The 13515-nt window shown below is 72.2% G+C and carries 15 protein-coding genes; 8 read left to right on the forward strand and 7 right to left on the reverse strand.

The features are described from left to right. From ABZ857_RS39500 to ABZ857_RS39525, 6 genes are all read left to right on the forward strand, one after another. Positions 1-321, forward strand: a 321-nt coding sequence (locus ABZ857_RS39500; protein WP_357054463.1) for an ROK family protein, incomplete at its 5' end; no start/stop codon positions are given. Positions 322-334: 13 nt separating this feature from the next. Next, positions 335-1672 carry an ABC transporter substrate-binding protein gene (locus ABZ857_RS39505; protein WP_357054466.1) on the forward strand — a complete coding sequence of 446 codons (1338 nt, stop codon included), beginning with the start codon at positions 335-337 and terminating at the stop codon, positions 1670-1672. Positions 1673-1676: 4 nt separating this feature from the next. After that, positions 1677-2627, forward strand: a complete 951-nt coding sequence (locus ABZ857_RS39510; RefSeq protein WP_357054469.1) for a sugar ABC transporter permease — start codon at positions 1677-1679, stop codon at positions 2625-2627. Continuing rightward, positions 2624-3448, forward strand: coding sequence for a carbohydrate ABC transporter permease (locus ABZ857_RS39515; RefSeq protein WP_357054472.1), 825 nt, complete (start codon positions 2624-2626; stop codon positions 3446-3448). The genes ABZ857_RS39510 and ABZ857_RS39515 overlap by 4 nt, the downstream gene beginning before the upstream one ends. Further along, positions 3445-4707, forward strand: coding sequence for a 6-phospho-beta-glucosidase (locus ABZ857_RS39520; protein WP_357054475.1), 1263 nt, complete (start codon positions 3445-3447; stop codon positions 4705-4707). The genes ABZ857_RS39515 and ABZ857_RS39520 overlap by 4 nt, the downstream gene beginning before the upstream one ends. Further along, the gene (locus tag ABZ857_RS39525; protein WP_357054478.1) at positions 4704-5741 is read left to right on the forward strand and encodes a BadF/BadG/BcrA/BcrD ATPase family protein; all 1038 of its coding nucleotides are present in this window, start codon (positions 4704-4706) and stop codon (positions 5739-5741) included. Before ABZ857_RS39520 ends, ABZ857_RS39525 begins: the two co-directional genes overlap by 4 nt. Here ABZ857_RS39525 and ABZ857_RS39530 read toward each other — a convergent pair. After that, positions 5687-6160 (reverse strand): Lrp/AsnC family transcriptional regulator, encoded by a 474-nt coding sequence (locus ABZ857_RS39530; RefSeq protein ID WP_030507112.1) that lies wholly within the window; start codon positions 6158-6160, stop codon positions 5687-5689. The two genes, ABZ857_RS39525 and ABZ857_RS39530, sit on opposite strands and share 55 nt — an antisense overlap. 120 nt (positions 6161-6280) lie before the next feature. Here ABZ857_RS39530 and ABZ857_RS39535 point away from each other — a divergent pair, with 120 nt between their 5' ends. Beyond that, positions 6281-6577, forward strand: coding sequence for a hypothetical protein (locus tag ABZ857_RS39535; protein ID WP_357054481.1), 297 nt, complete (start codon positions 6281-6283; stop codon positions 6575-6577). Further along, on the forward strand, positions 6577-7638 hold the full coding sequence (locus ABZ857_RS39540; RefSeq protein ID WP_357054484.1) for a DUF6745 domain-containing protein: 1062 nt from the start codon (positions 6577-6579) through the stop codon (positions 7636-7638). The genes ABZ857_RS39535 and ABZ857_RS39540 overlap by 1 nt, the downstream gene beginning before the upstream one ends. Here the strand turns inward: ABZ857_RS39540 and ABZ857_RS39545 are convergent. Genes ABZ857_RS39545 through ABZ857_RS39570 form a run of 6 tightly spaced genes read right to left on the reverse strand, consistent with a single transcriptional unit; the run spans position 7614 to position 13508 of the window. Further along, positions 7614-8468, reverse strand: coding sequence for an STM4011 family radical SAM protein (locus ABZ857_RS39545; protein WP_357054487.1), 855 nt, complete (start codon positions 8466-8468; stop codon positions 7614-7616). The genes ABZ857_RS39540 and ABZ857_RS39545 overlap by 25 nt on opposite strands. Continuing rightward, a complete protein-coding gene (locus ABZ857_RS39550) occupies positions 8462-9766 on the reverse strand; it encodes an STM4012 family radical SAM protein (RefSeq protein ID WP_357054490.1) in 1305 nt (434 codons plus the stop codon). Before ABZ857_RS39550 ends, ABZ857_RS39545 begins: the two co-directional genes overlap by 7 nt. Next, positions 9741-10541, reverse strand: a complete 801-nt coding sequence (locus ABZ857_RS39555) for an STM4013/SEN3800 family hydrolase (RefSeq protein WP_357054493.1) — start codon at positions 10539-10541, stop codon at positions 9741-9743. Before ABZ857_RS39555 ends, ABZ857_RS39550 begins: the two co-directional genes overlap by 26 nt. 2 nt (positions 10542-10543) lie before the next feature. After that, positions 10544-11593, reverse strand: coding sequence for an STM4014 family protein (locus ABZ857_RS39560; protein WP_357054496.1), 1050 nt, complete (start codon positions 11591-11593; stop codon positions 10544-10546). Further along, the gene (locus ABZ857_RS39565; RefSeq protein WP_357054499.1) at positions 11590-12546 is read right to left on the reverse strand and encodes an STM4015 family protein; all 957 of its coding nucleotides are present in this window, start codon (positions 12544-12546) and stop codon (positions 11590-11592) included. Before ABZ857_RS39565 ends, ABZ857_RS39560 begins: the two co-directional genes overlap by 4 nt. Beyond that, the gene (locus ABZ857_RS39570; RefSeq protein ID WP_357054501.1) at positions 12543-13508 is read right to left on the reverse strand and encodes an STM4015 family protein; all 966 of its coding nucleotides are present in this window, start codon (positions 13506-13508) and stop codon (positions 12543-12545) included. The genes ABZ857_RS39565 and ABZ857_RS39570 overlap by 4 nt, the downstream gene beginning before the upstream one ends. Positions 13509-13515 lie beyond the last annotated feature (7 nt).

The following is a 13515-nucleotide window of genomic DNA, read 5'->3' on the forward strand; positions in this document are numbered from 1 at the left end:
GGACGCGGCGGCCCCGACGGCGAGAGCGCGCGCGAAGCCCTCGGCGACCTCGCCGGCCGCCTCGCGCTGGGGCTGGCCGCGATCACGGCCGTGGTCGATCCCGAGATCGTCGTGCTGTCCGGCGGGGTGCTGCTCGCCGGCGGCGAGGTCCTGCGGGAGACGGTCGAGCGGGAACTGCACGCGCTGACCATCCCCCGGCCCCGCGTGCTGCTGTCCACCCTGGAGGGCAACCCGGTCCTCACCGGGGCCCTCGACCTCGCGCTCGGCGCCGTACGCGAGGAGCTGTTCGGCGCGGTGAACAAATCCCCTTCAATCCGCTAGGGAGGCACCCCCCATGAAACGCCTTCTCCTCTTCTCCGCCGCACTGTCCGCCACGGCCGGGCTGGCCGCGCTCACCGCCTGTACGGCCGGCACCGAGAGCGGGCCGCCCAAGGTGGCCCAGAGCGGGGCGAGCCACGAGCCGGTCACCATCGAGTTCTGGCACGGCTTCAGCGCCGACAACGAGCTCAAGGCCTTCGACGAGACGCTCGCCGGGTTCCAGAAGAAGTTCCCCTGGATCACGGTCAAGCCGACCAAGGCCGTCCAGGACGGCCAGATCCTCCAGTCCGTGCGCGGCGGCAACCCGCCCGACGTGGCCCTGTCGTTCACCACCGACAGCGTCGCCGAGTTCTGCAAGGCCGGGATCTTCCAGGACCTCAACCCGTACCTGAAGGCGAGCGGCATCGACCCGGCGTCGCTGTTTCCCAAGGTGATCGCCGAATACACGCAGTATCAGGGCAAGCGCTGCGTGATGCCCATGCTCGCCGACGCGTACGGCCTCTACTACAACAAGGCGCTCATGAAGGGCCACCAGCCGCCGAAGACGATGAGCGAGCTGGCCGACCTCGCCAAGAAGCTGACGGTCAAGGACGACAAGGGCGACATCAAGGTCGCCGGGTTCGTCCCGATCAGCCAGATGTACGAGAACGCCCCCATCCACACCGGCGTGATGGTCGGCGCGAAGTGGACCAACCCCGACGGCACCTCGGCCATCGGCTCCGACCCGCAGTGGAAGAAGCTGATGACCTGGCAGAAGGACCTCACCGACTGGTACGGCTACGACAGGCTCGAGAAGTTCCGCAAGAGCTTCGGCGACGAGTGGTCGGCCGAGAACCCGTTCAACACGGGCAAGGTCGCCATGGCCATCGACGGCGAGTGGCGCACGGCCATGCTCGCCGCCGACGCCCCCGACCTCGACTACGGCACCGCTCCGCTGCCGGTGGCGGACGACCAGCCGCAGCGGTACGGCGCGGGCTTCATCACCGGCACCGTCATCGGCATCCCGCGCGGCGCCAAGCACGCGGAGGCCGCCTGGGAGCTGGTGAAGTACCTCACCACCGACACCGGCTCGCTGGTGACGCTGTCGAACGCGATCAGGAACGTGCCGAGCACGCTGCCCGCGCTCCAGTCGCCGGACCTCAAGAAGGACTCGAACTTCCAGACCTTCCTCGACGTCTTCGCCAACCCGAACAGCACGACGCTGCCGGCCCACGTCAACTCCGTCTTCAACCAGCAGACGCTGCAGGAGGCGCAGATCAAGTGGGAGTCGGGCCGCGCGTCCGACCTGGACGCGCTGCTCGCCGAGGTGGACAAGAAGATCGACGAGAAGCTCAAGCTGACGGCGGGCGGCTGAGCCGATGGCGACAACGGCGCTGCGCCACAAGAACCCCGGCCGGGGAAATCTGCGCGCCCTGCTCTACCTGTCCCCCTGGCTCGCCGGGTTCGCGATCTTCTTCGTCTACCCGCTGGTGTCCACGGTCTACTTCTCCTTCCAGCGGTACGACCTGTTCACCCTGGAGCCCGTCGGGCTGCTCAACTGGGAGTACTTCCTCAAGGACCAGGCGGCCTGGACGGCGATCCGCAACACGCTGTGGCTCGTCGTGGTGATGGTCCCGCTGCGGGTGCTGTTCGGCCTCGGCGTCGCCCAGCTGGTGACCCGGCTGAAGGCTGGCGCCGGGGTCTACCGCACGATCTTCTACCTGCCTGCCCTGGTGCCGCTGGTGGCCGGGACGCTGGGGTTCGTGTTCCTGCTCAACCCCGGCACCGGGCCGGTGCAGGCGATCCTGTCGGCCGTCGGGCTGCCCGCGCCGGACTGGTTCGGCGACCCGGCATGGTCGAAGTGGGGCCTCACTCTGCTGGGCCTGTGGTCGGTCGGCGACCTGATGGTCATCTTCATGGCCGCCCTGCTCGACGTGCCGAAACAGCTCTACGAGGCCGCCGCCATCGACGGTGCGAACGGCTGGCGGCAGTTCACGTCGATCACCCTGCCGGTGATCCGGCCGGTGCTGATGTTCGCCCTCGTCACCGGGGTGATCCAGACGCTGCAGTACTTCACCCAGGCCGAGGTCGCCGCGCGGGTCGCGTCCGGGGCGACCGACTCGGCCGGGTCGGTCTTCACCCCCGGCTACCCCGACCAGTCCACGCTGACGTTCCCCCAGTGGCTGTTCCAGCAGGGCTTCCGCGACTACGCGATGGGCTACGCCTGCGTGCTCGCGCTGGTGCTGTTCGCGGTCTCGATGGTGTTCACGCTCATCCTGCTGCGGCAGTTCCGCGGCCTCGGCCAGGACATCGACGGGGAGGACATATGACGAGAGGCACCTTGCTGCTGTGGGTCGCCCGGCACGCGCTGGGGATCGCGCTCGCGCTGATGTTCCTCGGCCCGCTGGTGTTCATCGCGCTCACGGCCCTGATGAGCGACCGGCAGGCGCTCACCTCCGACCTGTGGCCGCACACCTGGAACTGGGGCAACTTCGCCGAGATCTTCGAGAAGGCGCCGCTGCTGACCTGGATCGGCAACACGCTGCTCTACTCGGTGCTCGCCACCGCGTTCATGCTGGTGTCGTCGATCCCCGTGGCGTACGCGCTGGCGCGGTTCCGCTTTCCCGGCCGCCGGCTGGCGTTGCTGCTCGTGATCACCATGATGATGCTGCCGCCGCAGGTCGTGGCGGTGCCGATCTACCTGATCTGGGCGCGCTTCCACCTGACCGGCACGCTGTGGCCGCTGATCCTCCCTATGCTGCTCGGCGACGCGTTCTCGATCTTCTTGCTGCGCCAGTTCCTCGTGACGATCCCGCGCGAGTACTCCGACGCGGCGAGGGTCGACGGATGCGGCGAGTTCCGCACGCTCGTGCGGGTGATCCTGCCGATGGCCCGCCCGGCCATCGCCGCCGTCGCGCTCTTCCAGTTCTTCTACTGCTGGAACGACTACTACGGACCCCTGCTGTACGCGGGAACCGACCTGGACAACTGGACGCTGTCGCTGGGGCTGGCGGCGTTCCGGTCGGTGCACCGCGTGCAGTGGAACCTCACGATGGCCGCCACGCTGCTGGCCATGGCCCCGGTGATCATCGTGTTCTTCTTCGCCCAGAAGGTCTTCATCGAGGGCGTCAAGCTGACGGGAGTCAAATGAAGCTGGCCGTTGTCGGGGGCGGTTCCACGTACACGCCGGAGCTGATCGACGGTTTCGCCCGCCTGCGGGGCGAGCTGCCGCTGTCGGAGATCGCGCTCGTCGACCCCGACGAGCGGCGGCTCGCGACGGTCGGCGGGATGGCCCGGCGGATGCTCGCCCGCGCCGGGCATCCGGCCGCGCTGACCACCGCCACCCGCGTGGAGGACGGCGTCGCCGGGGCCGCGGCGGTGCTGCTGCAGTTGCGCGTCGGCGGCCAAGCCGCCAGGAACGTCGACGAGACCCTGCCGCTGGAGTGCGGCTGCGTCGGGCAGGAGACCACGGGCGCCGGGGGCCTCGCCAAGGCCCTGCGGACCGTGCCGGTGGTGCTCGACATCGCCGAGAAGGTGCGCGCGCACGCGCCCGGCGCGTGGATCGTGGACTTCACCAACCCCGTCGGCATCGTCACCCGGGCGCTGCTCGACGCCGGGCACCGGGCCATCGGGCTGTGCAACGTGGCCATCGGGTTCCAGCGCCGCTTCGCCGCCCTCCTCGGCGTGGCCCCCGAGCGGATCGCGCTCGGCCACGTCGGGCTCAACCACCTCACCTGGGAGCGGTCCGTCGTGCTCGACGGCGTGGACGTGCTGCCCCGCCTGCTGGACGAGCACGGCGAGGGCATCGCCGGCGCCGTCGGCCTGCCGGCCGCCCTGGTCCGCCACCTGCGCGCCGTGCCGTCGTACTACCTGCGGTACTTCTACGAGCACGACCGCGTGGTGGCCGAGCAGCGGACCTCGCCGTCGCGGGCCGCCGAGGTGGCGGCGATGGAGTCGGCGCTGCTGGAGATGTACGCCGACCCGGCCGTGGACACCAAGCCCGAGCTGCTGAACGGGCGCGGCGGCGCCTTCTACTCCGAGGCCGCCGTCGCCCTGGTCGCCTCGCTCGTGGGCGACCGGGGCGACGTGCAGGTGGTCAACACCCGCAACAACGGCACGCTGCCGTTCCTCGACGACGACGCGGTGATCGAGGTCCCCGCCGCCGTCGGGGCCGCCGGGGCCGTCCCGCTGCCCGTCGATCCCGTGGAGCCGCTGTATCGCGGCCTGATCGCCCACGTGTCGGCGTACGAGTCGCTCGCCCTGGAGGCGGCCCTGCACGGCGGTGAGGACCGCGTCAGGGACGCCCTGCTGGCCCATCCGCTGGTCGGCCAGGCCTCCCTCGCCGACGACCTCGCCGCGCGCCTGGTGGAGGCCAACCGCGCCTTCCTGCCCTGGGCGGTGGCCCGGTGACCCGTACGGTGCTCGCCGTGGACGGCGGTAACAGCAAGACCGACGTCGCCCTCGTCCGCGAGGACGGCACGGTGCTCGCCACCGCGCGCGGGCCCGCGTTCCTGCCGCAGAGCGCGGGAACCGCCGCCGCCGTCGAGGTGATCGGCCGGACCGTACGGCGCGCCCTCGCCGACGAGACCGCCTCACCCCCGTACGCCGACCACGTCGCGGCGTACGTCGCGGGCGCGGACCTGCCGGTCGAGGAGGAGCTGCTGGGGGCCGAACTGCTGGCCCGCGGCTACGGCGCCGACGTCGCCGTGGGCAACGACACCTTCGCCCTGCTGCGGGCCGGGTCGGGCACGGGATGGGGCGTGGCCGTCGTCTGCGGCGCGGGCATCAACGCGGTGGGTGTCTCCCCCGCCGGGCAGGTCGCCCGCTTCCCGGCGCTCGGCCGCCTCAGCGGCGACTGGGGCGGCGGGCACCACCTGGGCGAGGAGGCGTTCTGGCACGCCGTGCGCGCCGAGGACGGCCGCGGCCCCGCGACCGTGCTGACCGACGTCGTGTGCGCCTGCTTCGGCACCGCCACGGTCGAGGAGGCCGTCGTCGGGCTGCACTTCGGCGACCTGCCGGCCGACCGGCTGCACGCCCTCGTGCCGCCCCTGCTGGCCGCCGCCGCGGACGGCGACGCGATCGCGGGGTCGCTGGTGGAGCGGCAGGCCGAGGAGATCGCGCTGCTCGGCGTCGTCGCCATGCGGCGGCTCGGCCTGCTCGCCGCGCCCTGCGAGGTCGTGCTGGGCGGCGGCGTGCTGACCGCCCGGCATCCCCTGCTGACGTCGCTGGTCGAGCGGCACTACGCCGAACGGGCGCCGCTCGCCCGGCTCGTCGTGGCCGACGTGCCGCCGATCGTGGGCGCCGCCCTGCTCGGCCTCGACCGCCTCGGCGCGTCCCCCGAGGCGTACGCCCGGGTGCGTGCGCACTTCCTCCGGAATGGAGGCGGCGCTCAGCCCTCGGCGGCGTCCTCTTCCGGCTCCTTCTCGATCACCGGGGAGCGGTAGTCGTACGGCGTGCTGAGGACGACGGTCGTACGCGTGCTGACGTTGGCCGAGGCGCGGATCTGCTGGAGGAGCTCCTCCAGTGCCAGAGGGGAGGCGACGCGGACCTTGAGAATGTAACTTTCATCGCCCGCGACGCTGTGGCACGCCTCGATGGCGGTCAGATGGCTCAGCCGTTCCGGCGCGTCGTCCGGCGCGGAGGGGTCGATCGGCTTGATCGAGACGAACGCGGTCATCGGCAGACCGATCTCGTCGTAGTCCACGAGAGCGGCGTATCCGCGGATGACACCACGCTTTTCCAGCCTGCGTACCCGCTGGTGCACGGCGGAGACCGACAACCCGGTCTCCTTGGCCAGATCAGTGAAGCTCATCCGGCCGTCAGTCGCCAGCAGGGTGACGATTCGGCGATCGATCTCCTCCACCCCAGCAACGGTAGCGCCGCCCGAGACTGTCTCGTCCCGAAGCCACCGAATTGCCGTCTTCCTAGAAATGTCAGTGGGCACGGCTAGCTTGCGATCATCGCCGAGACCGGAGGTCGACTCATGTACCGACAGGGAGACGTGCTGATCGTGCCCGTGGCGGAGGAGGCGGTGCCGCGCGGGCTGCGCCCGGTGCCGCGCGACCCGCGCGGGAGGCTGGTGCTGGCGGAGGGCGAGGCGACCGGGCACTGCCATGCGATCCCGGGCCCGGGAACGCTGTACCCCGGTTTCCTGCACCTGCCCGCCGGCGGACGCCTCGTCCACGAGGAGCACGACCCGATCGCGCTGCCAAAGGGGTGGTTCCGCGTGATCCGCCAGCGGGAGTACGTGCCCGGCTCGTTCCGGACGGTTGCCGACTGATGGGCCGGCTGATGGAGACCCTGAGCTGGGAGCGGGTGGCGTTCGCGGTCGATGCGGGAGACCACGACGAGGCGTCGGCGGGAGTGCGGCTGGCCTACCGCGAGGCGGGCCTGCCCGAGCCGGAGGTGATCGTACGGCTGGCCTCCCCCGCCGCCGGGGCGATCGCGGCGGTGTGGCTGCTCGGCACCGAGGAGGTCCGGGCCGCGATGGAGGAGATCGGCTTCGGGCGGCTGCGGGCCCTCGACGGCATCGATCCGGGGGTCCCGGTGCGGTACGAGGTCCGCACCGTGCCCTGGGAGAGCGCCAGGGCGGAGGTGAGCGCCGCCGCCGGGCCCGCCGGCTGGGCCCGGCTGTGGGAGGAGACGGGCGGCCGGCTGTGGCCGCGGGTCGACCGGCTGGTCACCGAGATCCGCAGGGCCATCGGCGACCTCGGCGGTGACGTGCTGCGGCAGGCGACGCTCGACGCGGTGCTCGGCCAGCACGACGCGCCCTGGCTGTCGGCCTTCGAGGGCCCGTACGAGGGCCTGGAGGGGCTCAAGAGGGTCGCGCGGCACGCGGGCTGGTGGTGGCCGTACGAGCGGGTCGCGATCGTCACCGACCGCCCGGTGGAGCTGCACCTGGACGACGTGGGGCGGCTACACCGGGCGGAGGGCCCGGCCCTGGCGTACGCCGACGGCTTCGCGCTGCACGCCTGGCACGGCATGCCCGTCCCTGCGGGGTTCGGCGCGACCATGACCGCGCTCACTCCCGAGCGCATCCGCGCGGAGGAGAACGCGGAGCTGCGCCGGGTGATGCTGGAGCACTTCGGCCTCGACCGCTACCTCGCCGAGTCGGGCGCCCGTCCGCGGCACTCCGACGAGACCGGCGTCCTGTGGCGGATCGACCTGCCGGGCGACGAGCCGGTGGTCATGGTGGAGGTGGTCAACTCGACGCCCGAGCCGGACGGCACCCGGCGCACCTACTTCCTGCGGGTTCCGCCGTGGGTGACCAGGGCGCGCGAGGGGGTGGCGTGGACCTTCGGCGTACGCGAGGAGGACTACCACCCCGAGCGGGAGACCTGAGGCGGCCAGGCGGCGGGGACGCGTTCCAGCACGCCTCCGGCGAAGACGTCGTAGAGGCCGAGGGGCTCCAGGTGGACGTACCCGATGTGGCAGTCGCAGACGGGCAGCGGGCAGGCGCGGGACCGCAGCGCGGGCCGGTACGAGCCGTCGTAGAGGTTGCCCAGGACCTCCGGCACGAAGTGGCAGCGCCTGACCGTCCCGTCGCCGGCCACCGAGATCACGCTGTCGCCGGTCCGGCACGGCAGACCAAGGCTGCGGTGCGCGTGCCTGCTGTAGCCGAACAGCGGGTCGACGGCCGTCCAGTCCGCGGCCTCGGCGTCGCTGTAGACCCGGCCCTCCTGCGCGTTGACCCACAGATAGGTCTCCGGCGGCAGGTCCGCCCGGAGCCTGCGGGCGTCCGCCAGGTGCGCGGGGTCGCCGACGATGCCGACGCTGTGCCGCACGGGCAGGGAGCGGACCTTGGGCAGGAACCGCTCGTAGGGCACCTGGGTGGGGTGGTAGGTCACCCACAGCGCCGCCCGGTCCGACGCCTCCGCGAGCCAGCCGGTGCGGCAGCTCAGGTTCGTCTGGATGGCCACCCGGCGCACGTTGCCGAGCCAGGACAACCGCACCAGCGCCTCGCGATACCAGGACCGCACCAGCCCCTCGCCCCACGGGGTGAACAGCACCGAGATCTCGACGTCCTGGGCCGCCACCCATGCCGTGAACCGCTCCAGGGCGGCCCGGTCGGCGCGCAGTTGCTCCGGGGTGTCCCTGCGCTTGGCGAACGGGCAGTAGCCGCAGTCGTAGTCGCAGCTCGCCAGCGGCCCCCGGTAGAGGATGGTCAGCATGCGGCGTATCCCTCCATGAGCGCCCTCACGCGCGGTGAGAACAGCGCGGGGCCGATGGCGTCGGAGTGGGCGAGCCCGTCGGGGGTCGGGCGCACGGCGGACGCGTCCGCCGTCAGCCAGCCCGGGAAGCGGTCCAGCAGGGGGAAGTCGCCGAGCACGTCGGTGCCGAACCTGGACCGGTAGAGGTCGCGCGACAGCCCCTCGGTCCGCAGCAGCGACTGGATGAGGTGCCGCCTCCTGCGCTCCTCCTCGTCCAGGGCGAATCCCACGTTGGCCATGCCGAAGTCGTCGCGCCGCACGTAGTCGTCGATGATCGCCCGCACGTGCCGGGCCCCGACCGCGTACTCGAAGGAGTGGTGCAGGGTGCTCGTGTACGAGCGAGCGCCGCAGCCGAGGCCGACCATGCCGTCGGTCTGGCAGCAGTAGTCCGTGGACGCCGCTGAATCGGGCAGCCGGAACATCCGCATGGACACCTGTTCGTACCCCGCGTCGAGCAGCTGGTCGCGGCCCAGGCGGTACAGCTCCATCCGCTGGTCGTCCCAGGCCCGGCCCTGCTCGCCCGACTGCCGACCCAGCCCCGTGAGCGGCCGGACGTACAGCGGGTAGAGGTACAGCTCCTCCGGTTTCCACGTCAGCGCGGTGTCCAGCGAGCCGCGCCACGAGTCCGGCGTCTGCCCGTCGATGCCGTAGATCAGGTCGATGTTGAGGGTCGCGATGCCCGACGCGCGGATCGCGTCGAGCGCGGCGTCCACCTCCGCGCGCTTCTGCGGCCGTACGGCCGCCCGGGCCTCGGCGTCCACGAAGCTCTGCACGCCGATCGAGATCCGGCTCGCGCCCCGCTCGGCCAGCACCGCGAGACGATCGGGCGTGGCGGTGGCCGGGGAGGTCTCGACCGACAGCGGGATGTCCCGCAGGTCGACGCCCATCGCGTGCTCGGTGAGGTCGAACAGGCGGGTCAGTTCCCAGGGGTCCAGGTAGGTGGGCGTGCCGCCGCCGAAGGCCGCCGTCGTGAAGCGCGGCTCGTCCAGGGCGGCCCGTACGGCTCGCGCCTGCCGTTCCAGGGCGTCCAGGTAGGCCCCGGTCAGGCCCTCGGGAGCGCCAGTGCGGGTGAACAGGTTGCAGAACCCGCACCGCATCTCGCAGAACGGGATGTGGACGTACAGCGCGCCCGCCCGTTCCCCCGCCCAGACCTCGCCCAGGGCCGGGCGCGGATCGAGCGGCCGATAGGCCGTCTTGTGCGGGTAGGCGTAGACGTATCCCTCATAAGGTCCCTCATAGGGGGTCATCGTGCTCCTCATCGGGATGAACAAGGATGAACTCGGCGTAGGGCACCGTCCAGACGACCTCGTGGCCGACGCGGTGCCCGACGTGTCCGTCCTCGCCGTACGCCGTCCCGTGGTCGGAGCAGACGATGACGAGGCAGGGCCGGCGCATCAGCGCGTACAGCCTGGCGATGTGCCGGTCGACGTATTCGAGCGCGGCGGCGTGGGTGTCCCGGCCGTCCCGGGTGGCGCCGGGGAGGTAGAAGTGGTTGGGCTGGTGCAGCGCCGAGACGTTGACGAACAGGAAGACCGGCCGGTCCCGCCGGGCCAGCGCCTCCTCGGCGCGGTCGATCTGCCGCTCCAGCGAGTGGGGGCTGGTCACCCCGAACGCCGGCTCCCAGTGGCTCTCGGCGAACAGCTCGGGCAGGGCCGAGCCCAGTGGAGTCAGCTTGTTGAAGAACCCGACCCCGCCGACGCAGACCGTGTGGTAGCCGGCGCGGGCGAGCCCGGCGGGCAGGTCGGGCGCGTCGAACACCCAGGTGCCCGCCCCGGTCGTCTCGCTGCCGGGGAACGTCGCGGCGAACAGGCGCGGGTGCGGCCCCGGCGTGACCGGCGTGGGCAGGAACCCCGCGAAGATCGCGGCGTGCGCCGCGTAGGTGAAGCTGCCGGGGCTGTGCCGCCGCTCCCACCTCCGGCCGCCGGGCAGCAGGTTGGGCAGCCGCCCGGCGTCGGCCAGCTCGGCCGCGACGTCGTAGCGGAGCGTGTCGAGCGTGACCAGGAGGATGTCGTGGGTCCCCACGATCTCGTTCATGTTCATCGCCGATGTGCCCGCAGGATCGCCTCGGCCTGCTCGGCGTAGGTGTCCCTGCCCAAGCCCGCCAGGTCGCCCAGGCCGGGCAGGAGGTCGCCGAACGCGTTGACCTCCGCCACGGCCACCGAACGCCGGTCCGCGCCGACCATGAGGTCGACACCGGCGGTCAGGCTCCCCGGGAAGCACGCGGCGGTCCGGGCGGCCACGTCGAGCACCCGTTCCCACAGGCCGGGCCGCGCCCGGACCACCCCGAGGTCGCCACGGGCGCCGCCGAGGTGCAGGTTGGTGATCGGCGTCCTGCTCGTGCGCATCACCGCGTGGGTCGGGTTCCCCGCCACGGTCACGACGCGCAGGTCGAACGTCCTGCCGCCCGCCGACGCCTTCGGGAACCACCGCTCCACGTGCAGCCCATCGGGGGCGAGCGCCTCGACCAGCGCCTTCACGTCGGCCTCGTCCTCGTAGGAGCGCACCCGCAGCGAGTTGCACAGCGTGCCGCCGATCCAGGCCGCCGACGTGACCGCCTTCACCCGCCCCGCGTGGGCCTGGAAGGCGATCACCCCGGACGCCGACGAGCCGTGGGCGGGCTTGACGAACACGCGGGCCCAGCCCCGCTCGGCCATCCGCTCGCGCAGCTCGCCGTACGAGCCGGCCTCGAAGGCGGGCGGCACCGGCACCCCGGCCGCGGCCAGCCGGGCGTGGCAGCGGCGTTTGTCGAACATCACCGCGATCTCCTCGACGTCCCCCAGCAGGCGGACACCGGGAATCGCCGCGATCCTCCGCAGCCCCGCCGTGAAGGCGGCATACCAGGCCGCGCCCCCGCCGACCCGGGCGGGGTCCCCGGGTCCGCGCAGCAGCGCGTCGGCCTCGGCGTCCTCGCCCGGCGAGTCGATCCGCACGAGCGTCCCCGGCGGGAGGCCGACCTCGCGTCCGGTCAGCACGTCACGCCAGGGGACCACCCGCGGCTCGGGCAGCCTCCGGGACACGACGGCGTCGCGGAACATCGTCACCCGCCGGTTGCCCGGCACCCCGACCACGGCGAGGCTCGGTGTCACTCGCTCACCGCCACGTAGCGCTCGTAATCCGGCTGCCGCTCGGACAGGTCCACGTCGACATCGGGCAGGGACGCGGCGATCCTGGCCGCCATCGGCCCGCTGAGGTAGTGGTGGTGCAGGTCGAGCCGGCGCAGATGGGTCAGCGGCTGCCCGCCGAGCAGCGCCTCAGCCCCGGCGTCGGTGAGCTCGCCCATCGAGAGGCTGAGCTCCTCCAGCCTGGCCACCACGGGGGCGGCGGCGACGGCCGCCGCCATCTCGTCCTGCGCCGGGCTGTCGCACAGGCCGAGCCGCCGCAGCGCGGGCAGCCGCTCACCGGACAGGATCGGCGCCAGGTCGGCGACGGTGGCGTTCCCGCCGTACTGCTCCACACCGAGCCACATCTCCAGGTGCTCCAGCGCCGGAAGGTCACTGGCCCCGACCGCCCGCACCACCTCGGCGGGCAGCCCGCCGCACTCGAACCGCAGCACCCGCAGCCGCTCGTGCCGTACGGGCCGCAGGGTCAGCCCCTCCGAGCCGCGGACGTCCAGCCGCTCCAGGTGGGGGAACGCCTCGAGCAGCGGGGTGATGTCCCCCTGCTCGATCCAGGAGATCTCCATCAGCTCCGCGCTGACGAACCCCAGGAAGACCGACCGGAGACGAGGCAGCCGCGCCGCGTTGGCGGCCAGGAACGCGGGCACGTCGCGCCCGTAGTGCACCAGCACGATCGACTCGATCGCGTCGCCGCCCACCGAGTCGAGCAGGCGCCGAAGCTCCTGCTCGAGTCCCGGCTCTCCCCCACGGTCGGACAACCCGTTGGTGAGAGCCCACGCGACCGCCGAGGGATCGGCGACCGTCTCTCCCGGCTCCGCCAGCGGCCTGCCGGCGAAGAACTGCGCGTGCTCCTCCCACTCCAGGCCGTACAGATAGAGGTCCTCGTGGACGAAAATCTCGCCGGGGTCGGGCGCGGCCGTCATTCGCTCACCGCCACGTAAAGCGAGTCCTCGTCGAGCCACTCGTCGCTCTCGGGCGTCTGCTGGTCGGACAGGTTCACCTCGACCCCGGGCAGCGCCTCGGCGACCCGGCTCATCATCTCGTCGCCGAGGAAGTGGTGGTGCAGATCGAGCCGGCGCAGGTGGGTCAGCGGCTGGCCGCCGAGCAGGGCCTCGGCCCCGTCGTCGGTGAGCACGCCCATCGACAGGGCGAGGGACTCCAGCCGGGCGACGACCGGCGCGGAGGCGACGGCCGTGGCGATCTCGTCCTGGATCTCGCTGTCCTGGAGACCGAGGTGGCGCAGCGCAGGCAGCGACTCGCCGGACAGGATCGGCGCCAGGTCGGCGACGGTGGCGTTTCCGCCGTACTCCTCGATGCCCAGCCACAGTTCCAGGTGCTGCAGAGCCGGCAGATCGCACGCGCCGACCGCGCGCGCCACCTCGCCGGGCAGCCCGCCGGTCTCGAAGCGCAGCATCCGCAGGCGCTCGTGCCGGACCGGCCTCAGCGCGAGCCCGTCGCCGCCGCGCACCTCAAGACGCTCCAGGAGCGGGAACGCCTCCAGCAGCGGCGTCACGTCCGACTGCTTGATCCAGGAGATCTCCGACTCCTCGAAGCTGATCGCGCCGAGGAAGATCGAGCGCAGCCCCGGAAACCTGGTGGCGTTGTCGGCGAGCAGGCCGACGACGTGCTCCGACGAGTCGCTTGAGCAGTCGTCCCAGCCGCCGATCACGAGCGCGGGGACGAGCGTCGTGTCCACCCGGTCCAGCAGCGCGGCGAACGCCTCGTCGAAGGTCCAGTCGTTCCATCCGCAGCTGATCCGCAGCGCCGCCGCGCCCGGGTCGGGGATCTCCTTGTCCTGTCCTGGGATCACCTCGGTCACCGGCAGACCGGCGTAACTGTCCTCGTACCGATGACAGGGGTCGACATGGGCGTCGTACGGAATCATGGGCGGG

This window comes from Microbispora sp. NPDC046933 (assembly GCF_040644635.1).
In the GTDB taxonomy this organism is placed as follows: Bacteria; Actinomycetota; Actinomycetes; order Streptosporangiales; family Streptosporangiaceae; genus Microbispora.

What these genes read in the sequence shown, in the direction of transcription:
- ABZ857_RS39505 (WP_357054466.1), top strand. Translation starts at nt 335, where the DNA reads ATGAAACGCCTTCTCCTCTTCTCCGCCGCACTGTCCGCCACGGCCGGG.
- ABZ857_RS39510 (WP_357054469.1), top strand. Translation starts at nt 1,677, where the DNA reads ATGGCGACAACGGCGCTGCGCCACAAGAACCCCGGCCGGGGAAATCTG.
- ABZ857_RS39515 (WP_357054472.1), top strand. Translation starts at nt 2,624, where the DNA reads ATGACGAGAGGCACCTTGCTGCTGTGGGTCGCCCGGCACGCGCTGGGG.
- ABZ857_RS39520 (WP_357054475.1), top strand. Translation starts at nt 3,445, where the DNA reads ATGAAGCTGGCCGTTGTCGGGGGCGGTTCCACGTACACGCCGGAGCTG.
- ABZ857_RS39535 (WP_357054481.1), top strand. Translation starts at nt 6,281, where the DNA reads ATGTACCGACAGGGAGACGTGCTGATCGTGCCCGTGGCGGAGGAGGCG.
- ABZ857_RS39540 (WP_357054484.1), top strand. Translation starts at nt 6,577, where the DNA reads ATGGGCCGGCTGATGGAGACCCTGAGCTGGGAGCGGGTGGCGTTCGCG.
- ABZ857_RS39545 (WP_357054487.1), bottom strand. Translation starts at nt 8,468, where the DNA reads ATGCTGACCATCCTCTACCGGGGGCCGCTGGCGAGCTGCGACTACGAC.
- ABZ857_RS39550 (WP_357054490.1), bottom strand. Translation starts at nt 9,766, where the DNA reads ATGAGGAGCACGATGACCCCCTATGAGGGACCTTATGAGGGATACGTC.
- ABZ857_RS39555 (WP_357054493.1), bottom strand. Translation starts at nt 10,541, where the DNA reads ATGAACGAGATCGTGGGGACCCACGACATCCTCCTGGTCACGCTCGAC.
- ABZ857_RS39565 (WP_357054499.1), bottom strand. Translation starts at nt 12,546, where the DNA reads ATGACGGCCGCGCCCGACCCCGGCGAGATTTTCGTCCACGAGGACCTC.
- ABZ857_RS39570 (WP_357054501.1), bottom strand. Translation starts at nt 13,508, where the DNA reads ATGATTCCGTACGACGCCCATGTCGACCCCTGTCATCGGTACGAGGAC.